Genomic DNA, 19,911 nt, shown 5'->3' on the forward strand with positions numbered 1-19,911 from the left:
AGTTATCCCAGTCTTACAGGCAGGTTACCCACGTGTTACTCACCCGTCCGCCGCTAACATCCGGGAGCAAGCTCCCTTCTGTCCGCTCGACTTGCATGTATTAGGCACGCCGCCAGCGTTCGTCCTGAGCCAGGATCAAACTCTCCGAGGTATGCAGGATGCATATCACACATGCGTTGCTACACGATGTAGCGAACTTAGCATGTGATCATTTCCTGCCTCGTCAGCGTTTGACTGACTACCTATGAAGTATCATAGGATTTTTTTATAAAAACTCGAATTAACAGGTACGTTTTGTCTTGTTTAGTTTTCAAAGATCATCTCCGCCGTCTCTCAGAGGCGACTTTATTAATATAACATTCTATCAAGATAAAGTCAACAACTTTTTTCTTAATGTTATTTATCAACCGCGCTGTTTCAGCGGCGAATACAAATATAACACCTTTTGAGAGAAGAAACAAGTATTTTTTCTAAATAATTTATTTTTCCTTATCTCTTCCTATATATCGATACAAATGCTGCTCATCTCGGGAATTGTCTATTGTTGATCCTGCAGGTCTTTAGTATATTTATAATAGATTGAAACTAAATAACCGCAGGGGGAGCTTTGTGCTGAGAGTGAACATTCGTTGTTCTGACCCTTTGAACCTGTCAGTTAATACTGAAGTAGGAATGTGGAATCACTTGGATACATATGGTGTATTCAAATCGATATGTTTTTCTATGAATAACATACTCATCCTTACACGGTCTCTCCTTGCTCAATTCATGAAAAAGGAGATTTTTTTATGCAGCAATCAAATCAATTGGTACGACTGATGGAAATCGCGATTATGACTTCACTTGCACTTGTATTAGATTACTTATCAGGTCTCTTTTTAAGAATGCCGAATGGCGGATCTCTTGCTCTGATTATGATTCCCGTTATTCTCATGTCTATTAGATGGGGGATATCTACCGGATTTATCATCGGTGTGTTAATCGCAGGTCTTCAGCTGATGAATAGCCCGATCATCGCTACACCTGTTCAAGGATTCCTCGATTACTTCGTTGCATCTGTTGTCATTTCTTTAAGCGGCTTGTTTTCTGGATTGATCAAAAAAGCCATTCAGGATCAAAAGCGAAAGCAGCAATTTTTCTATATTACCTTAGCTGTTTTTGTTGCTAGTTTCTTCAGGCTGCTGACGTTCTTTATTTCTGGCGTCGTTTTCTTTTCTCAATATGCACCGAAAGGAACACCAGGATGGGTCTACTCCTTAATTTATAACAGCACATATATGGTTCCTTCATTTATTATTTGCAGTATTGTTCTTTGTATACTCATTCCAAGTGCATCCCGTTTGGTTTTTCCTCATCAAAAATAACCGGCTGATGACAGCTGGTTATTTTTTTATGCATAATTTGCTGCTCTATGGAATCTATTAATAATAGAAGATTTCATGCTGGAGGTACGACAATGAGCCCTTACTCCATTATGCTTTGCTGTTATATTCTCAGTCTTGCTTATTTTTTGGCAGGCTTCTATGAAGCTTTAAAAATAGCAGGCGTGAAAGGAAAAGTAGAAGCTTCACCGTTTATTTCTTACATGTTGCTTGCTGTACTTTTCACTTTTTTCTCTCATTATTACTGGAAGCTGACGATTTAATTCGTTTTACATGGTTATTCAATCTAGACAACTCCCATCCATACCCTATTTCATTATGGTTCTCGCCAGCCAGCTCGAACTGGCTGGTAACGACAAAACTAGGTTGAAGCTTTTGATAAAATTGTTTCGCCGAATTTTGTTCAAACACCCATAGCAGCATATTCTGATAACCCTTTTCTATTAAATATTCCACTCCTTTTTCCATTAGAGCAATACCCGCCCCTGATTTCTGTTTCTGTTGGAATAAATAGATGGCATATAGCTCTCCATCATATGTAGAATAACGTTCGTCACGTTGTTTTCCGAAAGAAGCAAAACCAAAAACGCCATCCTCATCTTCCGCGACAAACGTGCCTTTAAGCGGCCTTCTTCTCCAGCTCTCTTCCCGATCTTCAATGGTTAAACCATCTAAATACTCCTGCGAAATAATCCCTTGATAAGTCGTCTGCCAGCTTTTCACATGAATCTCGGCGATTTTCGGAATATCTTGATGTACAGCATGTCTCACCTTCATCCGCTCCACTCCTTTTAGCTTTTTCCACCTTATCTTCATTATGATAAATTTCTATTACATAGAATTCAATGACTAGCGTTTTGTCAGCACATCTTTCAATGGTTAAATCTTCTTCTATAAAAAAGTGACACCTTCTGGTGGAAGGTGTCTTTTGATTTTATTGTTCTATTTGATCATCAGCTTTTTCGATTTTTCTTGGTTGTTTGATTTCATTTGTCAGTTCTTGAATGCTTTGCTTCACATTGCCTTTGCCAGAAAAGTTCTCAATAATTTCTTTTACATCAATTCCAGAGGATGCTTTCAGACTCTCTTGAAGACTAGACATGAGATTTGTGGCATAGCCTGTAACTTTATTGGCACCGCTGCCTTCACCGTTACCGCCTGTATCCACAACAGTAATTTTATCAATGTTAGAAAGTGGTGCAGATACTTGCTTCGCATATTCAGGAAGCATTTTGACAATCATATCAAGGATCGCTGCCTGACCATACTGTTCGAATGCTTCCGCAATTTTCTCTTTCGCTTCGGCTTCTGCAAGTCCTTTTAGTCTAATGACTTCTGCTTCTGTTTCCCCTTTCGCACGATCCGCTTCCGCTTTGGCAAGCCCGTCAATACGAACTTTCTCAGCTTCTGCTTTTGCCATTGCTTCAATGCTATATTTCTTCGCATCTGCTTCAGCAAGACGTTTCGCTTTTTCTGCCGCAGCCGACTGCTCAACAGCATAACGGTCCGCATCTGCTTTCTTTTTCACTTCAGAATCGTATTGACGTTCACGACGCTGAATCTCTTTTTCTTCTAATTCAATTTGTTTCTGACGCTCTATGATTTTGACTTGCATTTCTTGTTCAGTTACGTGCTGACGGTTACGAGCTGTTTCTAGATCGTACGCTTGGTCAGCACTTGCTTTCGCTGTATCCTGTTCACGTCTGAATTCTGCTCTTTTCAGTTCATTAATCTTTTCTGCTTCAGCGATTTCAGTAGCGCGCTCAAGCTCAGATTTCTTCGCATCTTTATCTGCCTCGGCACGTTTGATCCGTGTTTCTTTATCTGCTTCAGCTGTTGCAATATCTGCATCGCGTTTTACTTGGGCAATTCTTGGTTTACCTAGAGATTCTAAGTAGCCATTTTTATCACGAACATCTTTGATCGTAAACGAGACAATGACTAGACCCATTTTCGCTAAATCTTGAGAAGCAACGCGTTGTACTTCTTGTGAGAATTTCTCTCTGTTTTTATAAATCTCTTCGACTGTCATTGACCCTAAGATGGAACGAAGGTGACCTTCTAATACTTCTCTCGCTTCGTTTTCACGATCTTCTTTTGTTTTACCTAAAAATTGCTCTGCAGCAGTAGCAATTTCTTCAATCGATCCACCAATTTTTATGATGGCCGTTCCATCCGCCATGACCGGTACACCTTGTTCGGTATAGACTTCAGGCGTTGAAACATCTAGCTTGCTAGATAGTAAGCTGAGCGGCTCTGCTTGTTGAAAGACTGGAAGGACAAAGGTACCGCCGCCTCTTACAATCTTAATCTTGTTTCCACCTTCGTCCACGTGGACATTTTTACTTCCTAGATAACTTCCTGTCACGATTAATGCTTCATCTGGACCTGCTGTCCGATATTTAGAAACAAATACACCAATAAGTGCAATAAGAATGACAAGCACAATTCCAATGATCACTAAAATAGTTGTTCCTGGCATAGCATTCCCTCCTAGATTTCTTCATTTGGTATAACAGATAAGACGCCTTTGTTCACTTCGACAACTAGCACACGGGTTCCATATGGAATCTCCTCTTGGTCGAAACTGACAGCTGGCTTTGAGATTTTCCCGCTGTTACTGATTAACAGCACTTCTCCAAACCCGTCTTTTGGAACAGATACAATGATCTCCCCAGTTCTTCCTTTTAAATCGGCCTCCGTATAAGAGAGAGATTCTTCAGCAGAGGAAAGCGGGACTAATACAAATACATTCAAACAGGTCACAAGGATCACTGCGAGGATGGCAGATAATACTGCGCCAAGTCCACTTCCTACAATTGCTGTTTTTTCAGAGATAAACCCTCCAGCCGAGAAAAAGGTAAGAAATGCGAGGATCAATGTTGGTTGAAGGAATGGAACAGGGATCGCTTCAAACCATCCATCAAATACATCGCCGAAAAAGACGAAAACAAGTGTCAGGATTCCTGATATCATCAATATGTATAAATACAGCGTCTGAAGAGGCAGCCCAAACACATCCATCTTCCTCACCCTTTCTTCATGAAATGAACATCTGTTGTTTCATTTAGATCATACTCACCTCCAATGTATTCCTTGTAACAGGTAATACGAACCACTTTTGTAAAGGTTTCATATTTCATCACAATTCTTCAAAGGGATTTTCGGATAGCTCAAGAATGATTGTCATGTACCCTTATGTTAAAATTTGATCTTGAGGTGATGAAGAAAATGAGTTTATTACATGAAGCAAGACAAGAATTGTGGCACGAGCTGCAAGGTTTGAGCGAAGAACAATTGAACCAAAAATTATCTGATGATACTTGGAGTATTCAAGAGGTAGCAGATCATTTAAAGAAAATGGACCTAGTTGCAGCAAAACATCTAGCTGCTGAGGGGAAAAAAGCACCGATCAAAGAATATGAACCAAAGCCGGTGGAAATGGCAGAGGATCGTTCGAAAAAAGCCACTGCGCCTAGTATTGTTGCGCCTGAGCACAAGCATGTGACACCTACACATTTAAAGGATGAGCTCGATACAGCTCGTGAGCAGCTCAATCAAATTTTATCAACATTTACTGAGGAAGATTTCAAACGCGTCATTGCACACCCTGTGTTTAAAGAGCTATCCCTTAAGCAATATCTTGATTTTATCGGCGCACATGAAAAACGCCATATTCATCAAATCAAAGAAATTAAAGAACAACTATAAAACATAAAAAGGACTCCCTTTAGGGAGCCTTTTTTCATTGTTACACTGTTTTAGGTGTTAACTCAAAGCAGCGCGCATAAATCCATTTGTACGCTTTTTCGTTTAGATCTCTTGGGTTTCCAACTGTTTGCGGATCTTTCATCGCTTCTTTAGATAAACGGTCAATCATATCTTTTGATACACCTTGTTCTTCTAATGAAGGAATTTCTAAATCTTCTACTAGATCATACATCCAGTTCACGGCTGCTTTGGCTGCTTCCTCTGTTGTCATTCTGCTTGTATCAACCCCAAACGCTTGCGCAATTCGTGCGAATTTTTCCGGATACCCTTTCCAGTTATATTCCATCACTGGTCCCATCATCGCTGCAACACACTGACCGTGCGCGACAGGAATAATGCCTCCGAGTGTTTGGCTCATCGCATGTGCAGCGCCAGCTGATTCACTTCCATAAGAAAGCCCGGCAAGCATCGCAGCTTGTGCCATTCCATATCTGGCTTCCAAGTCCTCACCATCAGCAAAGGCACGGCGAATATAATGAGCTGCATATTCAATGGCCATGAGTGCTACCGCATCTGTAATCGGCTGAGCAAATTTCATCGTATAGCATTCAATCGCGTGAGCAAGCGCGTCAATTCCAGTCATTGCTGTCACATGAGGCGGCATGGATACATGAAGCTCTGGGTCAATCACTGTAAGATGAGCTGCAATAAGAGGACCACCTGTATTGAATTTGAATTCTCTTTCTTCATCAGTAATGACTGCCCATTGCGTCACTTCTGAACCTGTACCAGCTGTTGTCGGAATAGTGGTTAAAGGCGGGATTCTGTTTTCAAGCGGTTTTTTCCCCTCTGCCGCTTCGTAATCAAGAACTGAGCCTTCATGAGTCGCCTCTACTCCAATTGCCTTTGCTGTATCCATTGAGCTGCCGCCGCCTACTGCGACTAATCCATTACAGCCTTCTTTTTCATATAAAGCAGATCCTTCGTTCACTAGACGGACTGGCGGATTTGGCTCTACTTTATTAAATAGAACAACATCAATTTGCGCTTCTTTTAATGAAGCAATTACGGGGTCCACCACGCCCGCTTGATAAATGCCGGGGTCTGTTACAAGCAATACCTTTGAAACGCCGTATGCTTTTACTTCTTCCCCGACATGTTTCACTGCACCAATGCCGTGTTTGATGACAGTCGGAATTTCAAATGTATGGAATTTCTGCATGCTTTCAATTTTCATATTTAGTGTCATATAGAATCTCCTCCAAATGCGTAATTTTTATTTAAACCAATGAACTGCTTCAGGTTTTGTATTTCGATATAAATGCTTCAGCTCGGTATATTCCTCAAGTCCCGTGCGTCCTAATTCACGCCCAATGCCTGATTGCTTGTAGCCACCCCACGGTGCTTGAGCAAAATAAGGATGGAAATCATTGATCCAAACCGTGCCTAATCTTAATTGCCGAGCCACTCTTTCGGCTTTGCTGATATCAGAAGACCACACAGCTCCTGCTAATCCATAAATCGTATCATTTGCCAGCTTGATGACTTCTTCCTCTGTATGGAAGGATTCGACTGTCAGGACAGGTCCAAAGACTTCTTCTTGCACAATCCGCATATCTGACGTGCAGCCTGAGAAAATGGTCGGCAAGTAGAAGAACCCATTTTGCAGCTCCTCTGCGTCAGGTCTTTTTCCACCTGTCTCTAACTTAGCGCCTTCTTCTAAACCGAAGCTGACGTATTTTTCTACTTTTTCTCGATGCTCAGCTGAGATGAGCGGCCCGCTCTGGGTGTCTTCATCAAAGCCGTTGCCTAGCTTGATTTTTTTCGTACGCTTCACCAGTTCTTCTAAAAATTCATCATGAATGGATTCTTCCACCAGCAAACGTGACCCTGCTGAACACACTTGCCCTGCATGGAAAAACACAGCATTCATTGCCTGGTCAACCGCTACGTCTAAATCAGCATCTTGAAACACAATATTTGGATTCTTTCCGCCAAGCTCAAGGGCTATTTTTTTCACATTACCGCTGGCTCCCTGCATAATTTTCTTCCCTGTATCAATACCGCCTGTAAATGAAATCAGATCTACTTGATCATTCACAGCAAGCTCATCTCCAACCGTTGCCCCAGGTCCAAGCACTAGATTTGCAACGCCTGCCGGAACGCCCGCTTCTTCCATGAGTTTAAATACTTTTATCGTGGTGAGTGGTGTGATTTCACTTGGCTTTAGAACGATTGTATTTCCCGCCGCAAGAGCCGGCGCGATTTTCCAGCTTGCTTGAAGCAATGGATAGTTCCAAGGAGTGATTTGTCCGCATACACCGACAGGCTCTCTGATTAATTCACTTTTCGAGTTTGGAATTGGCGATGCAATGATTTCCCCGCCATCTTTATCAGCCAATCCTGCGTAATATTGGAACACGTTTGCAATATCATCCATATCTGCCTTACTTTCCTCTAAAGTTTTGCCTGTATCAAGTGATTCCAATTTGGCTAGTTCATCAAGATCACGTCTAATCAATTCAGCTATCTTAAACACAATATTTCCTCTTTCAAGTCCAGGCATGTTTGCCCATTCCCCTTGATCGAAGGCTTTTCTCGCTGCTTTAATGGCTAGCTGCGCGTCATTTCTAGATCCTTCGCTGACTGTCGCGATCACTTCTTGATTGAACGGATTGATAATATCCCGTGTGTCGCTACTTTTAGCGCCAACCCATTGTCCGTCTATAAATAGTGTTTGACTCATAGAAGGAACCTCCTCTGATTCTTTTTGATAAGTTTGTTAAATAAAAATTTAACGTTTTGAATATAATTAACTTATCATGTTCAAATTTTTCTGTCAAAGGGGAGATATGCTTCATTTATTTTGACTTTTTGTATTCTTTCGTTAACATATAGTCCATAAAGATTTTTTTGAACGGATTGAATTCTCTTAATAGAAAGCAGGGACAAAATGAAAAAGCAGGAACAGCCGCAAGCAGAAGATCGTATTTTAGCTGCTAAAGATCTAGTCATTGATTCCATAGCTGAAACGATGGATCTCTATGGCATTACACGAAGTGCAGGTATTCTATATGGGACGATGTATTTAAATGAGGAAATGACACTGGATGAAATGCGTGAAGAGCTGCAAATGAGTAAGCCGAGTATGAGTACAGGTGTGAAAAAGCTGCAAGACATGAATATTGTCAAAAAAACGTTTCACCGGGGCCGAAGAAAACACAGCTTTGTTGCTGAAAAAGACTTTTTTAAGTTTTTCACTAACTTTTTTCCGCAAAAATGGGAACGAGAGGTCGAGGTCAATTTAACAGCAATTGAAGAAGCGCAAGAGCAGCTTCAAGAGGTGGCGCATGATGATCAGCTGGAGGAACATGTAAGAGAGGAAGCGCAGCAGCTCATTGAGCAGCTTGAGAGCTCAAAAGCCTATTATGACTGGTTGAGACGATTAGCCCATTCTGTTCATTCTGGCGAAATCTTTGACTATATTCCAATTGAGCAGAAGGAAAAATAGGCGATGTGTTTACGTTTTACAGCTTGAATTTCACAGGAGGATTGATTATAATAAATTATGTCGTCATACCTCGGGGCATTAGCTCAGCTGGGAGAGCGCTACGCTGGCAGCGTAGAGGTCAGCGGTTCGATCCCGCTATGCTCCATACGAAAAACCATTCTTGAGAAATCAAGGATGGTTTTTTTATGTACATATCTCTTATGCTTGTTCTTTGTTTTTTCGTATTCTTAATAAATTTATGATGCGGTATGTAATCACAGAAAGATAAGTTAGGATGAGAATGATTGTATAGGACACAGGAAAATCGCTCGTCATTCCGTGATAAATGAAATAGATGAGTAACGCTGACAGCATGATGATTTGGAACAGTTCTTTTTTCATTTTTCTCTCCTCTCATGATAGTGATTTGGTTGATTATATCACACATGATGTCATTTTTTGTTAGCTATCAGCAAGGAAGCATTTCCTCACTTGCTGATAGCACTTTTTATAGATCGTCACTTCTTCAGCAATTGTTCGATTTTGTTCTTCGTCTTCGGTCCGTAAATTCCGTCTGCCGCTAAGCCGTTCATGAGCTGAAACCGCTTGACTGCATTCGCTGTTTTCGGTCCATAATAACCGTCAATCCCGTTGTTTTTTGCCCCTTTGTCTGGGTAAAAATAGAGGGATGATAAGGCTTTTTGCACAGCAGTGACTTGAGGACCTTTTGTTAAGGGCTTGGTTACTTTTAAAATGCCAGATGGCAGGTTTGACGATTTCTGTTTGGAAACGGGTGCTTTGTGGCTCAAGCTTTCTGCCTGAACTGGTTTTCTTGTGCTTTTGCTGCCGGTATGCGCTGTGGCTATGCCAGCTTTAAACTGATCCCATCGTCCGAGAAGTTTCCTTGGACACTCTTTCCCGCTCCAATGTTTATGAGGCACTACATTTGATAAAGGAATCCCCAAATCTCCTATCAGCTTGCGAATGAGCCATTGGGCATTTTCGACTGCTTGTTCAAAGTTACCGTCTGCATTTTCACAAATTTCAATTCCAATTGACTTCATATTGCCGGTGCCTCTGCCATCCCCTGCATGCCAGCCGTTTTCGTTTAACGGTAAATGCTGATAAATCACCTGATCATCAACAGTGTAATGCCAACTGACACCGGTACTTGAACGTGCAACAAACGCTGCATGACTGGCCGCATTAGCACCTTTTGCACTATTTGACGTATTATGCACTGTAATATAGAGCGGCTTCATCGTGTTTCCTGGTCTGTTGCGATGTTGTTTTGGGATCAATGCTTGAATGATTTTCACCATGTCGTTTCTCCTTCAAGTATTATTTTGTTAGCCCTCTTTGTTTCAGAGCATCTTTTTGTAATTGTCCTTTGTAGGTCACATAATTGTTTTTAAACCAAGCGATAACCGCTGTGACCATAGTAAAAATTGTAGAACCTGCCACATAAAGTGCCTCACCTGCGGTTTGTACTTGCTCCTCACTAATCGGCAGCACCGTCTGTCCAAACATGATAAGCGTTTGATTGATCAGAGCAATAAAAAGAAGCACTGTGCGAATCACAGTGCCTTTGTCGAATGTTTTCATGATTTTTCCTCCTATTTTAAATTTCGTTCTATTTTGTCGAGTTTGTCGATCACGACGTCATACTTTTCACTAAACTTGGCTAGTACATCATTTTGCGCCTCGATTTGCTCATTGAGCTTGTTTTCTCGTTCCTTTGTTGTGTTTAATACGTAAAACAGCACCCAACAAAACAACACCGCAAACGGTCCTTGTGTCATTAAATATTGAGTTAAATCCATTTCCACTGCACTCACCTACTCCCTCACTTTGCGCGTCTTTAAAGAAGGCAAAATAAAAACGCCTATTCAGCGTTTGTTGGATATTCTTCTTTTGTTATTTCTTTGTATTGTTCCGGCGTAATCTTCTCGAAACGAACAAATTTTGCTACATCTTCATTTTCATAACACTTCCATTGATAGAACAATGAAATACTACGGAACCAATCCAATTAAATGACCCCCTTTTCATTCAGCAACATGATAAGTTCTGATATTGTTTTTGATTGTTCTTCTACTCTCTTTTCTGACTCTGACAGCTGCTGAAGCAGATCAGCATTTTGCTGTTTTAATAGATCAATTTCTGATGGTGGCAGCGGTTTTGGCTGCAAGCTATCAATGTATTCCTGTGTTGCCGACTCATACCATGCTCTTTTCGTTTCATTGTATTTACCTTTGTACAAACCATCTTGAGGTCTTACATCTGTATATCCTTTTGGGATGTCTGCATCCTCTTCAATTTCTATTTCTTCCCCTGGAAGGTAATTAAATTTTTCGTCGTATTTATATATCCAGTTCATTTCATCCCTCCTGTGCCGCCATGAATTTAAAGCCGAAAGTAATAAATTCATTTGGGTTTGTTGAATTGGAGACACTTTGTATATACACATTACCATCAGTATCAATATGTGTTCTGTGTGTTTGTGGTGTTGAACCAGCACCAATACTAGATGCTACCCCTATGAAATGCATTCCCTGTATAGGACGATAACCACTTGGCAATGTAAAAACAGGTACTTCAAAACCGATAGTCCCCCCTGTAATAGAACCAATTAACTCTACCTCTCCAAATGGATTCTTATAAAATTGCACTTTTTGAGTGCCGTATTGTTTCCATCCGTTTATTATTGTTGTCGGGGACTTCCATTCTATTTGCTCTGCGCTGGTTAACAAACGTTCCCATTTTGACCATACGCTATTTACAACTGTTTTTCGCCATGTTCGGCCGAGATTATCAAAAGCAATAATAGAACCGTAGTTTCCTGCACTATTACATACCCAAACCCCTCGTAAAGCAACACCTGGTCCGTTAATAGCTGATGTGTCTGAGGTGAAATGAACAAAACCTTTATAACGAGGTAGTATGTCATGAAAATCAACAGAATTGATTATGTGAAATTTTCCAAAACCATCTGGATTGGTAATAGGAAATGCTTGAATAGCATTTAAATCTTTAACTGTGAGCTGCCTTTCCCATTCAGTCCATGTATAGTCAGTCTTCCTGATTCTATAAAAAGAGTTCAGACCATTGACTGCATCATAGATAGCTTGTAGCAGGGTATTCCCATAACTGATAACAATCATAAACGCCCTTTTGATCTCTTTTGGACCATTTAGACCTGCATTATAAACGAGATACATTCCTGTTTCCGTAATTTCGTTATAGTCGGTGGTCTCACCTATACTTTTATAAAAGGGTTGACCATTATCCCTTGTTATTTTATGAAGCTGACTGTTGTTCCATTTATCTTTTTCAGCTGCTGTCGGAATCTGAGTCCAAGTGATAGATAAATGGCTAGAATTATAGTAGAAGTAATATGCATTGCCTGATGTATCTATCACAAAACCTGTTCCAATGTTATTTTGTCCCACTGTCTGTATCCCTCTAATGGCGAATTGTGAAGGGCTATCCTCTATTCCACTGGGTGCATAAAATGTACATGTCCCTTTGTCTTTAATTGAGTCAAAGATTTTTGAGCCGGCAGGAATATTTAAAAGTTGTACTCCATTATCTCCTGTAATTTTATACAGCTGCGACTCATTCCATTTCTTTTTTTCTACTTCTGAAGAGTGTTGGCTAGAATCACCGATATGAAGAGTTAATTGTTCTGATATACCAGTGTCGTTATAAAGCAATGTTTTCAACATATCGTTGAATAGATCAGCATGAGCTTTATCACTCGTTTCAAAAGAACGAGGAGTTTTTATATCCAATGTGTTCTCTCCTTTCATCAACTTCATAAATTGTTTCAATGAGATTGAGGATAAGTTATGATTTAATGGTTTCGCCGGAATCACCTATTTACGGTAAAAAAATAAAGCCATTAGGCTTCGTATTTGTCTCCTGTTATGTCTTGATAGTCATCTGCCGAGATCCAGCCGATGCTTACATAAAATGCAATGTCCTCTGGGCCGTAACACTGCCAGTCCCAAAATTGTTTGATGTCTGCTACAGTTGGAAACATCATTCTGAAGTCCCCCCTTTCTGCATAGCCAATAGCTGCGTTAGTTGTTTTGATAATAAAGCATTTTGTTTCTTTAAAAGTTCTATATCACTTGGTGGGAGAGGGGCTGGTTTTAAGCTATCTATATACTCCTGTGTCGCTGATTCATACCATTGTTGTTTTTCCACATCAAAAGCTGCTTTATAAAAAGAAGGATTATTGGGTGGAGCAATTGCTGTGCATTGATCTGGAATGACATAATTACCTTCATCATCCCTTTCGAACACTTCGATAGGTCTGACCAATTCATTTTGATGATTGTATTCATAGGCTTGTATCATCTTTATCACTTCCTTAATTTAATGGAACGACTGTGTCTAAATAGTAGCCAGTTACTGCACTGTTATTCACTGCATGTAAACCGGTTAGCTTTAGCTCTATTGTCTTATTTACTGTCTTATATAGATATAATTTACTATGACCCGTTGTACCTGATACTGGAACTGATACTACTAGACCTTTATCTGGTAAGCTCGTAATTGGAATCTTTCCACAGATAACTTCTCTGTTGGCTACTAGGTGACCTCTAAGCAATAATAAGTTTCCCCATTTAGCATACTGAACCGGTCTGTCTCCAATAGAGGCGCCATTGTCTAATGTGACATTTAGCCACTGAACATTTTCAAAATCAGCATCAGTCACTATTTTTTTCCACCCCTTGAAAACACCGTCAGTATGAACAGTACCAAACCAATGAGTGTTGTCATAACTTCTAATGATATGAATGGTCTTTCTACCATTTACAGTTTCTAAGATATCGATATTAAACCAAGAAGAATCATTATCGACAGGCATATTTAAAACATTAGATCCAACAGCAAAGTAAAATCCGGATGGCAGCGTTAAAATATCAGTACCTATTGGCATTGAAAGTCTTAATCCCTTTGAGTTTAATAGGTTATGGTCATTGAGACGCTTCCAACCGCTCCACTCTTGTTGGGTACCCGTTACATCAGTTGTTGAACGGTTAATATAGACATCTCCTGTATTGTTTGCTCCGATGACCCAGCCATAGGTATTTTCACTAAAGACAGACAAAGCCCTCATGGAACTTCTTGTCGGAAGATCTGGATGTGCTTCATGGATGTACCATGAGTGAACTCCCGGCAATTTTATCAATTTATCTAAAATACTAGGATCATCTGCATTAATTCTTTCAAAAGCTTTTCCATCATCAGCAGTGATTTTAGATAATTGTCCTGCATCCCATTTGTTTTTTTCATTTTGAGTCGGCATTTGCACCCAGTTGATTCCAATGTCTTTCACATGATAGGAAAAACAAAATGAGTTGCCTGATGTGTCAATTGCAATTCCTACACCAATATTGTTTTGTCCTACAAGCTGGAAGCCTCTTAATGCAGCGTTCCCAATAGCAGGAGAATCAACTACTCCTGAACCTCCTGGGGCATAGAATGAGCAAGCACCTAGCGCTTTAATCTCCTCATAGATACTGCCACCAGCAGGGATATTAATCAATTGGGACCCGTTATCATTTGTCAGTTTATATAGCTGGGATTCATTCCATTTCTTCTTTTCTGAACCAGAGACGTGAGGGTTTGTATCTTCTGCATGATGATGAATTTGAGCTAATAGTTCTGTATCATTTTCAATCAAGGTCTGCATCATCTTATTAAATAAATCTGCATGCGCTTTGTCATTTATCTCAAAAGAACGCGGTGTTTTTAAAACCATATTTCTCCCCCTTATAAAGTTTTAAAATGATTTCAACTCTTTTATGTCATGTAATATCTGTGTCATTTGTTTGGTTAAAAAGGCATTTTGCTCCTTTAATATTTCAAGATCATTAGGTAATGGTTTTGTTTTTAGGCTATCGATATATTCTTGCGTAGCTGTTTCCTCCCATTTCTGTTCTTTAGGATTAAATTTTGCAATATACGATTCAACAGGAGGAGGTACATCAGTAAAACCTTCAGGAATTTTTTCATGTTCATTGATGAGTTTCTCTTCACCAGGCACATAAATCAATTGATCATTATATTTATAAATCCACATTTTAGTTCCTCCTATAATGTACTGAATTTGATTAAAAACGTAATGAATTCTGTAGGATTGGCAGAGTTAGAGGATAATTGTACACATACTCTTCCGTCGTTTGTAATAAATGTCCGATGATATTGTGGTACCCCAGATGTACCAAGACTTGAAGCAACCCCCAAATAATAAACAGAATGTTTCGGGCGGTATCCCTCTGGAAGGACAAAAACAGGAATTTCACCTAAGGCCCCATCTCTAACAGCACCATTTATCTCCACTTCTCCCAAAGCATTTTTACCAAAACGAATAGGTAGCGCACTTGAACTATATTCTTTCCATCCGTTTAAAAGCCTTGGAGTGGTCCATATAATTTGTTGATCTGCCTCACTCAAATTACGTCTCCAGCCTTGCCAGCCTAAATTTAGATCAAGGTAATTCGTATACATGTTGTTTTTGTTATCAATAGCAATGACCCATCCATAAGTTCCTATATTATTACTATCAGACGAAGTAAAATGATAAAATCCTCTGGCAGATGACTCAGAAGGATTATCTTTTGCACCAGCCACGGAATAAAAAGTGCCGAATGTTTTACCAGTTTCAGATATTTTATCAAGAAGACTATCTGCTGCATCTACAGATACACGAACACCACCTGTGTCATTAGTAATTTTAATTAATTGACTTCCATTCCATTTGTTTAAATCGTTTATACTCGGAAGAGGTGTCCAAGTAATAGTTGTATGCCCATGATTGTAGTAAAAGCTGTATGCCTTCCCTGCTATATCTACCGCAAAGCCTGCCCCTATGTTATTTTGGCCTACTATCTGCATACCTCTTAGTGATATATTTGACGATGATGGAGAATCTTCTACTCCAGGAGCTGCGTAAAATGTACATGTTCCTTTATCCTTAATTGCATCAAATATTTTTGAATCTGCTGAGACATTGATAAGCTGCATACCATTATCTGCAGTTATTTTATAGATTTGCGAGTCATTCCATTTTTTCTTTTCTTCTTCAGATGCATGTAAGTTCATATCTTGAGTGTGACTCGTAAGCTGTTCTAACAGTCCATTGTCGTTTTCAAGCAAGGTTTGAACCATTTCATTGAATAAATCAGCATGAGCTTTGTCACTAGTTTCAAATGTTTTCGGTGAATTTATTTCCATTAAAATCCCTCCATTAATAAATATCATCAATCTCAAAAACGAATTCGATGTCGCCATCTTTTTGTTTGTCTGTCATGGTGCGGATGGCGGTGAATTTGCCGTCTTCGTCGACAAGTGCTAGTTCGTTGATCACTTCTCCTGCCAGTTCTCCTTCGGCGATCGTGCAGGTGTAGCGGATTTTTGCTGGCTCCATGAAGGTAAATGAATCAATATTTTTTTGGACTAGTTCTTTTTTGAGTTTTTGTTCCGTGCCGTCTAGTGAGATCGGTTTTCCATCCTTCGTTCCCCCATTTCCAAATGCCATTTTGACGACTTTTGTGAGTTTTGTTCCTTCTGCTCTTGCCTTTGCCATTTGTTGACGTGCATACAGTGTTGTTACGGTTAATTGATCAGCCATTGTGATCCTCCTTATAAATCTATTTTTTTAGAAGTTGCTGCTAGCATTTTTGATCCGTCCAGCGGAACAGATCCATCAAGAATCCAGTAATGGTCCTTGATTAGTAAGCTTCCACCCTGCTCAGTTTGGACATGTACTGGCAGACGGAATGTCATCTTCTTTTTGGTTTGATGCTGAAGCTGATTTTTTGTGCGTAAAGTCAATGCCGCTCCTTGCTTCGTTTCATGTACCGCTCCAGTCATGACATAGTTCATGCGCTGTGCTGTTTCTGACTGATGTTGAAGCCGCAGTCTCATGTTTAATGAATGCCGAAAACGAGCAGGCACATCCGTTGTACCTCGTGTTCCACTGAGATAAAACGTACCATTTAAGACAAATTCACCATTGAGTAAAATCGGGATATGATCGAAAAAACCCACCCTGCTGCGCAGTGTGAGCCTCACGTGATGATCATTTTTTTCATGTACGTCGGTATGATGAAAAGCCGTGAACGTATAAGCCAAGTGAGCAGGCTTTAACGTTTCAAGAATTTCTACAATATATCTCGTGTTTTGCAGATCATCTAGATTCACACGTAAGGCGAAGTGATAACGATTGGTTGTGAGACGGATGACAGCACTTGGATTTTTGAGAAAGCGATTCACTGATTTCTCTAATGAAAGATACGTGATTGGCGGAATATTTGACATCATATTGAGTAAGCGTGCCCTACGCAGTTCAATTGAATCATCTGATTCCCGCTGCACCTTCAGCATCCTTTCCCATCTATTCAATCCCCATGTCGCTGTTAAAGGAAAGAACTGATCCGTTAAATCAAAAATGGATTCGTCCAATTGCTCAAATTCCGGTGCCTCTGTCTTGAGCAGGTGATCCACTTCATAAATTTCTGTAAAATATGGCGGCAAATAGTTTTTCATTTCATCCTGTTTGCTCAATAACCTTCACCTGCCTAAGACGCGGAATCTCAATGTCCTGTAATACTAAGTTTTTCGACTCTCCATTCAATAACACATCTGCATAATCTGACACACTTTCTGAATGATACAAAATATCATTTAAGGCGGACATTCGAATGGTACTCTTTTCAAATGCGATGGATTTCAACAACGTCTTGACCTTTTCTTCTATTTCTTTCTGAGCTCCTTCAAGTGTCCAGTCCATTTGAAGTTCGACAGCCACTTCTATGTCGATATCCAGCCATTTGGCGCTTTCAACGGTTGCTTTTGAACCGATAGGCGCTTGTCCTTCTCCTTCACCTGGCACTGGGTCGATATATTCCTGTACCCTTTTGACAAGAAGGTCTGATGCAACATCTAGATTGCCATCTGTGATGACAATTTTGACCGTCCCTTCTCCGTTCCAAAGCGGGAACACTTTCGCTCTGCCAACACCGGCCACTTCCTCAGCCCATTTTTTATAATGCGCCCTGTTGGCACTGACAGCCTCTCGCCTCGCACGTATTAAATATCGATCGTATAATGAAGCGTCATCTTCCTCCTCTTGACCAGGTATTACCAGTTCTTTCATCGTAATCGATTCAAGTCCTGGAATTGTATCAAGTGACAGCAGCGGCTGATCTGTTAATTGAACATTGCCTGCTTTACCAGGTGTCTCACATTCTAGCGTGCCATCCTTCGAATATTGGAAATAAACGTCTTCAATAAAAAAACGTGAGCCATCTGGAATATTGATATTCTCTGGCTGAATGGCCGCTGACCAAACCGCTTTAGTGGCTGGTTTTCTTTCAATTCCTACTTCAGCAGCCCGTCGATCTAGAAACTCTCCTTGTGCTGTATCTGCAAAGACCAGCTCGAACACTTGATCAAGCCAAATATAGGACTGTGCCAATTCAGCAGCAGCAGGTGCCAAGGCATTCCAAATCACACTGTTTTCTCTTTTATCTATGTCATCTGGCAGTCTGTCCATCATTCTTTCCATCAATGCTTCATACGTCTGTTCCTCAAACATCGCCCTCCATCACCTCCTCTATTTCTAATGTTCCCTCATCTGTGACAATAGCTAATTTGACATGAAACGAGTCATTTTGCTTTGTGACCTCTAACTCTTCAATATGATCAATCCGCTCGTCAACGAGCAGTGCCTCCTCTAGCAGCCTTGGAATCTCCATTTCTTTGTATTCATCCGTGGCTTCTGTATCCGTCAACAGCTCCTGAATTTCAGTGCCAATGTCGTGACTGTAGATAGGATGTGCATACCGCTCTGTCCTAAGTGTCATATAAATAAATTGCCGGATTGCTTCAATACCTGAAATGGTTTCGCCTGTCAGTCTGCCTGTTTCAAAATCTATTCGATACGTCGTCGAGGTTTCGACCTCTTCGTCTTCTTCTATTTCCTCGATTTCTTCCTCTGGTGAAAGTGCCACGTTCATCACCTCCCTTACAATTTGTCGATGATGTAAAAGGACTGCCCTCCTGCCATTGCAAGCACCATAATACTGTCTCCTCTTTTCAGCTCATCATCCTCACCCTTATTTAAGCGCTTCGGCCAAATCAGTAATTCTTCTGGAATGATCAGCTTATGATTTTCATTTAATCGAATGCTCAGCGGGGAAACTGCCGTGACTTCTCCAATGACAAGATCGATTGGAGATTCTGCGTCTACTGCATTCACTGCCAATCGTTTAATCGCTTCACTTAATCTCACGCTTGATCACCCTTTGGCATTGAATTTTTCTCAACAACATCAATGGTCATGGTGTGTTTCACCCCACTGAATTCATGTTTGTCTTGATCGATCCAGTAAGTTTTTTTTACGTTAATTTCAGGAATTTTCAAATAGATTGGGAGACCGCTTTGCAGCTCAGGAATTCCTAGCGCTTGGATGCTTTTGACTTCTTGTTTGACGCCTTTTTTCTCTGCCAGCCGTACTTTGGCTCTTTTTTGCAGCTGCGGCTGGTTAATTTGCCCCGTGACTGTCTCAACATGCTGTAAAATACCGTATTTATTCTGACCGGCTTTATCCTGTTCAATCACAACAATCTCTGATTTACTGCCTTTTTTCTTATTTTTCCCCTGTTCATCAGCAGACGTACGCATCTTGACACGAGTGGCTGTCTCTTCAATTGAGGTGCTGTATTGATAGCTGATGAGATTGATGCCTGATTCAATGACCCATACATTCTCTGGATCAGGCCAGGCTCTCAGCCCCATCTTGCCTTTAGCAGAATAGATTTGATAGTTTCTGCCAGTCTGCCGCTTCGTTTCTTTCAATGCTTTCAATATCATGTCATACAGGCTCGTATCATTTTTAAAGACTAGTGATTTGATGACATGTCCTGTATTGGCAATAGAAGTCATTGGAATTTGAAAGTCAGCTCCAATCCGCCTTAAGATTTGATCTGCTCTTTGATTTGAAAAAACATAGACATCTTGGTTTTTCACCAAATATTGAAGCATATCGTATGCGGTAAAGGTCATCTTCCCTTCAACAGGTGTCCGGGAAAAAACGATGCCTCTAAAAAGCTCTTTTCCTTTCCATTTAAAAAGAACCGTGTCCCCTTCCGAGACACGGTAATAAGTTTGACTGCCTTGCTTTGTGATAATATTTGCCTGAATTGAGCGAGGGGCTTGATACCTTTGCCCCTGAAGTGTCACACTCTCTGTGACAAGCTCATACATGGTGCCGCTTCTGATGGCAAAAAGCTCGATCAATGCCAGCCC

The 19,911-nt window shown here is 40.5% G+C and carries 26 protein-coding genes, 1 tRNA gene, 1 rRNA gene and 1 riboswitch; of the genes, 4 read left to right on the top strand and 24 right to left on the bottom strand.

Annotated elements, in window-relative coordinates:
• Positions 1 to 151, bottom strand: a 16S ribosomal RNA gene (locus tag AMR95_RS07950); the annotation flags it as partial.
• Between the two features lie 437 nt (positions 152 to 588).
• A riboswitch (TPP riboswitch) is annotated at positions 589 to 690 on the top strand.
• Between the two features lie 98 nt (positions 691 to 788).
• On the opposite strand from AMR95_RS07950, the gene thiT reads away from it, so the two are divergent.
• Complete coding sequence (gene thiT, locus AMR95_RS07955; protein WP_039180928.1) at positions 789 to 1,364, top strand: energy-coupled thiamine transporter ThiT; 576 nt, start codon at positions 789 to 791, stop codon at positions 1,362 to 1,364.
• A gap of 240 nt (positions 1,365 to 1,604) precedes the next feature.
• Here the strand turns inward: thiT and AMR95_RS07965 are convergent, their stop codons facing one another.
• The 3 genes from AMR95_RS07965 to AMR95_RS07975 form a co-directional block, all read right to left on the bottom strand.
• Positions 1,605 to 2,159, bottom strand: coding sequence for a GNAT family N-acetyltransferase (locus tag AMR95_RS07965; protein WP_039180933.1), 555 nt, complete (start codon positions 2,157 to 2,159; stop codon positions 1,605 to 1,607).
• A 157-nt stretch (positions 2,160 to 2,316) separates the two neighbouring features.
• Positions 2,317 to 3,864, bottom strand: coding sequence for a flotillin family protein (locus AMR95_RS07970; protein ID WP_039180936.1), 1,548 nt, complete (start codon positions 3,862 to 3,864; stop codon positions 2,317 to 2,319).
• Between the two features lie 11 nt (positions 3,865 to 3,875).
• Entirely contained in the window at positions 3,876 to 4,406 is a 531-nt protein-coding gene (locus AMR95_RS07975; RefSeq protein ID WP_048237226.1) for a hypothetical protein, read from the bottom strand.
• 207 nt (positions 4,407 to 4,613) lie between these two features.
• Between AMR95_RS07975 and AMR95_RS07980 the strand changes: the two genes are divergently transcribed.
• Positions 4,614 to 5,093: a DinB family protein gene (locus AMR95_RS07980; protein ID WP_180272435.1), complete on the top strand. Its 480-nt coding sequence runs from the start codon at positions 4,614 to 4,616 to the stop codon at positions 5,091 to 5,093.
• Between the two features lie 40 nt (positions 5,094 to 5,133).
• On the opposite strand, the gene AMR95_RS07985 is transcribed toward AMR95_RS07980, so the two are convergent.
• On the bottom strand, positions 5,134 to 6,342 hold the full coding sequence (locus tag AMR95_RS07985) for an iron-containing alcohol dehydrogenase (protein ID WP_039180944.1): 1,209 nt from the start codon (positions 6,340 to 6,342) through the stop codon (positions 5,134 to 5,136).
• Positions 6,343 to 6,369: 27 nt separating this feature from the next.
• Entirely contained in the window at positions 6,370 to 7,839 is a 1,470-nt protein-coding gene (gene betB, locus AMR95_RS07990) for a betaine-aldehyde dehydrogenase (protein ID WP_058838032.1), read from the bottom strand.
• Between the two features lie 207 nt (positions 7,840 to 8,046).
• Here betB and cudC point away from each other — a divergent pair, with 207 nt between their 5' ends.
• Both cudC and AMR95_RS08000 read left to right on the top strand, forming a co-directional pair.
• Positions 8,047 to 8,604: a choline uptake/conversion transcriptional regulator CudC gene (gene cudC / locus AMR95_RS07995; RefSeq protein WP_058838033.1), complete on the top strand. Its 558-nt coding sequence runs from the start codon at positions 8,047 to 8,049 to the stop codon at positions 8,602 to 8,604.
• A gap of 72 nt (positions 8,605 to 8,676) precedes the next feature.
• A tRNA-Ala gene (locus AMR95_RS08000) sits at positions 8,677 to 8,749 on the top strand.
• A gap of 53 nt (positions 8,750 to 8,802) precedes the next feature.
• Here the strand turns inward: AMR95_RS08000 and AMR95_RS08005 are convergent.
• The 18 genes from AMR95_RS08005 to AMR95_RS08085 form a co-directional block, all read right to left on the bottom strand.
• A complete protein-coding gene (locus AMR95_RS08005; protein ID WP_058838034.1) occupies positions 8,803 to 8,985 on the bottom strand; it encodes a hypothetical protein in 183 nt (60 codons plus the stop codon).
• A gap of 116 nt (positions 8,986 to 9,101) precedes the next feature.
• Positions 9,102 to 9,905 carry a peptidoglycan recognition protein family protein gene (locus tag AMR95_RS08010; protein WP_047204001.1) on the bottom strand — a complete coding sequence of 268 codons (804 nt, stop codon included), beginning with the start codon at positions 9,903 to 9,905 and terminating at the stop codon, positions 9,102 to 9,104.
• A 19-nt stretch (positions 9,906 to 9,924) separates the two neighbouring features.
• Complete coding sequence (locus AMR95_RS08015) at positions 9,925 to 10,188, bottom strand: phage holin (RefSeq protein WP_034624525.1); 264 nt, start codon at positions 10,186 to 10,188, stop codon at positions 9,925 to 9,927.
• Between the two features lie 11 nt (positions 10,189 to 10,199).
• A complete protein-coding gene (locus AMR95_RS08020) occupies positions 10,200 to 10,412 on the bottom strand; it encodes a BhlA/UviB family holin-like peptide (protein ID WP_008344062.1) in 213 nt (70 codons plus the stop codon).
• A 56-nt stretch (positions 10,413 to 10,468) separates the two neighbouring features.
• Positions 10,469 to 10,615 carry an XkdX family protein gene (locus AMR95_RS18815; protein WP_008361668.1) on the bottom strand — a complete coding sequence of 49 codons (147 nt, stop codon included), beginning with the start codon at positions 10,613 to 10,615 and terminating at the stop codon, positions 10,469 to 10,471.
• Positions 10,616 to 10,963, bottom strand: a complete 348-nt coding sequence (locus AMR95_RS08025; protein WP_058838035.1) for a hypothetical protein — start codon at positions 10,961 to 10,963, stop codon at positions 10,616 to 10,618.
• Between the two features lies 1 nt (position 10,964).
• A complete protein-coding gene (locus AMR95_RS08030; RefSeq protein WP_058838036.1) occupies positions 10,965 to 12,377 on the bottom strand; it encodes a hypothetical protein in 1,413 nt (470 codons plus the stop codon).
• A gap of 110 nt (positions 12,378 to 12,487) precedes the next feature.
• Entirely contained in the window at positions 12,488 to 12,631 is a 144-nt protein-coding gene (locus AMR95_RS08035) for an XkdX family protein (RefSeq protein ID WP_034624530.1), read from the bottom strand.
• A complete protein-coding gene (locus tag AMR95_RS08040; protein WP_058838037.1) occupies positions 12,628 to 12,948 on the bottom strand; it encodes a hypothetical protein in 321 nt (106 codons plus the stop codon). Before AMR95_RS08040 ends, AMR95_RS08035 begins: the two co-directional genes overlap by 4 nt.
• A gap of 13 nt (positions 12,949 to 12,961) precedes the next feature.
• On the bottom strand, positions 12,962 to 14,359 hold the full coding sequence (locus tag AMR95_RS08045) for a hypothetical protein (protein WP_058838038.1): 1,398 nt from the start codon (positions 14,357 to 14,359) through the stop codon (positions 12,962 to 12,964).
• 21 nt (positions 14,360 to 14,380) lie between these two features.
• Positions 14,381 to 14,680 (bottom strand): hypothetical protein, encoded by a 300-nt coding sequence (locus AMR95_RS08050; protein ID WP_058838039.1) that lies wholly within the window; start codon positions 14,678 to 14,680, stop codon positions 14,381 to 14,383.
• An 11-nt stretch (positions 14,681 to 14,691) separates the two neighbouring features.
• Positions 14,692 to 15,834 (bottom strand): hypothetical protein, encoded by a 1,143-nt coding sequence (locus AMR95_RS08055; protein WP_058838040.1) that lies wholly within the window; start codon positions 15,832 to 15,834, stop codon positions 14,692 to 14,694.
• A gap of 13 nt (positions 15,835 to 15,847) precedes the next feature.
• Positions 15,848 to 16,231, bottom strand: coding sequence for a phage tail-collar fiber domain-containing protein (locus AMR95_RS08060; RefSeq protein ID WP_024423249.1), 384 nt, complete (start codon positions 16,229 to 16,231; stop codon positions 15,848 to 15,850).
• Positions 16,232 to 16,242: 11 nt separating this feature from the next.
• Complete coding sequence (locus AMR95_RS08065; protein ID WP_058838041.1) at positions 16,243 to 17,166, bottom strand: YmfQ family protein; 924 nt, start codon at positions 17,164 to 17,166, stop codon at positions 16,243 to 16,245.
• Positions 17,150 to 18,199, bottom strand: a complete 1,050-nt coding sequence (locus AMR95_RS08070) for a baseplate J/gp47 family protein (protein WP_058838042.1) — start codon at positions 18,197 to 18,199, stop codon at positions 17,150 to 17,152. Before AMR95_RS08070 ends, AMR95_RS08065 begins: the two co-directional genes overlap by 17 nt.
• Positions 18,192 to 18,614 (bottom strand): DUF2634 domain-containing protein, encoded by a 423-nt coding sequence (locus AMR95_RS08075; protein ID WP_024423252.1) that lies wholly within the window; start codon positions 18,612 to 18,614, stop codon positions 18,192 to 18,194. Before AMR95_RS08075 ends, AMR95_RS08070 begins: the two co-directional genes overlap by 8 nt.
• Positions 18,615 to 18,628: 14 nt before the next feature.
• A complete protein-coding gene (locus AMR95_RS08080) occupies positions 18,629 to 18,895 on the bottom strand; it encodes a DUF2577 family protein (RefSeq protein WP_024423253.1) in 267 nt (88 codons plus the stop codon).
• Positions 18,892 to 19,902 (bottom strand): XkdQ/YqbQ family protein, encoded by a 1,011-nt coding sequence (locus AMR95_RS08085; RefSeq protein WP_058838043.1) that lies wholly within the window; start codon positions 19,900 to 19,902, stop codon positions 18,892 to 18,894. Before AMR95_RS08085 ends, AMR95_RS08080 begins: the two co-directional genes overlap by 4 nt.
• Positions 19,903 to 19,911 lie beyond the last annotated feature (9 nt).

Source organism: Bacillus sp. G1(2015b) (assembly GCF_001482475.1).
GTDB classification, from domain to species: Bacteria; Bacillota; Bacilli; order Bacillales; family Bacillaceae; genus Bacillus; species Bacillus safensis.

What these genes read in the sequence shown, in the direction of transcription:
- thiT (WP_039180928.1), top strand. Translation starts at nt 789, where the DNA reads ATGCAGCAATCAAATCAATTGGTACGACTGATGGAAATCGCGATTATG.
- AMR95_RS07965 (WP_039180933.1), bottom strand. Translation starts at nt 2,159, where the DNA reads ATGAAGGTGAGACATGCTGTACATCAAGATATTCCGAAAATCGCCGAG.
- AMR95_RS07970 (WP_039180936.1), bottom strand. Translation starts at nt 3,864, where the DNA reads ATGCCAGGAACAACTATTTTAGTGATCATTGGAATTGTGCTTGTCATT.
- AMR95_RS07975 (WP_048237226.1), bottom strand. Translation starts at nt 4,406, where the DNA reads ATGGATGTGTTTGGGCTGCCTCTTCAGACGCTGTATTTATACATATTG.
- AMR95_RS07980 (WP_180272435.1), top strand. Translation starts at nt 4,614, where the DNA reads ATGAGTTTATTACATGAAGCAAGACAAGAATTGTGGCACGAGCTGCAA.
- AMR95_RS07985 (WP_039180944.1), bottom strand. Translation starts at nt 6,342, where the DNA reads ATGACACTAAATATGAAAATTGAAAGCATGCAGAAATTCCATACATTT.
- betB (WP_058838032.1), bottom strand. Translation starts at nt 7,839, where the DNA reads ATGAGTCAAACACTATTTATAGACGGACAATGGGTTGGCGCTAAAAGT.
- cudC (WP_058838033.1), top strand. Translation starts at nt 8,047, where the DNA reads ATGAAAAAGCAGGAACAGCCGCAAGCAGAAGATCGTATTTTAGCTGCT.
- AMR95_RS08005 (WP_058838034.1), bottom strand. Translation starts at nt 8,985, where the DNA reads ATGAAAAAAGAACTGTTCCAAATCATCATGCTGTCAGCGTTACTCATC.
- AMR95_RS08010 (WP_047204001.1), bottom strand. Translation starts at nt 9,905, where the DNA reads ATGGTGAAAATCATTCAAGCATTGATCCCAAAACAACATCGCAACAGA.
- AMR95_RS08015 (WP_034624525.1), bottom strand. Translation starts at nt 10,188, where the DNA reads ATGAAAACATTCGACAAAGGCACTGTGATTCGCACAGTGCTTCTTTTT.
- AMR95_RS08025 (WP_058838035.1), bottom strand. Translation starts at nt 10,963, where the DNA reads ATGAACTGGATATATAAATACGACGAAAAATTTAATTACCTTCCAGGG.
- AMR95_RS08035 (WP_034624530.1), bottom strand. Translation starts at nt 12,631, where the DNA reads ATGATGTTTCCAACTGTAGCAGACATCAAACAATTTTGGGACTGGCAG.
- AMR95_RS08040 (WP_058838037.1), bottom strand. Translation starts at nt 12,948, where the DNA reads ATGATACAAGCCTATGAATACAATCATCAAAATGAATTGGTCAGACCT.
- AMR95_RS08045 (WP_058838038.1), bottom strand. Translation starts at nt 14,359, where the DNA reads ATGGTTTTAAAAACACCGCGTTCTTTTGAGATAAATGACAAAGCGCAT.
- AMR95_RS08050 (WP_058838039.1), bottom strand. Translation starts at nt 14,680, where the DNA reads ATGTGGATTTATAAATATAATGATCAATTGATTTATGTGCCTGGTGAA.
- AMR95_RS08055 (WP_058838040.1), bottom strand. Translation starts at nt 15,834, where the DNA reads ATGGAAATAAATTCACCGAAAACATTTGAAACTAGTGACAAAGCTCAT.
- AMR95_RS08060 (WP_024423249.1), bottom strand. Translation starts at nt 16,231, where the DNA reads ATGGCTGATCAATTAACCGTAACAACACTGTATGCACGTCAACAAATG.
- AMR95_RS08070 (WP_058838042.1), bottom strand. Translation starts at nt 18,199, where the DNA reads ATGTTTGAGGAACAGACGTATGAAGCATTGATGGAAAGAATGATGGAC.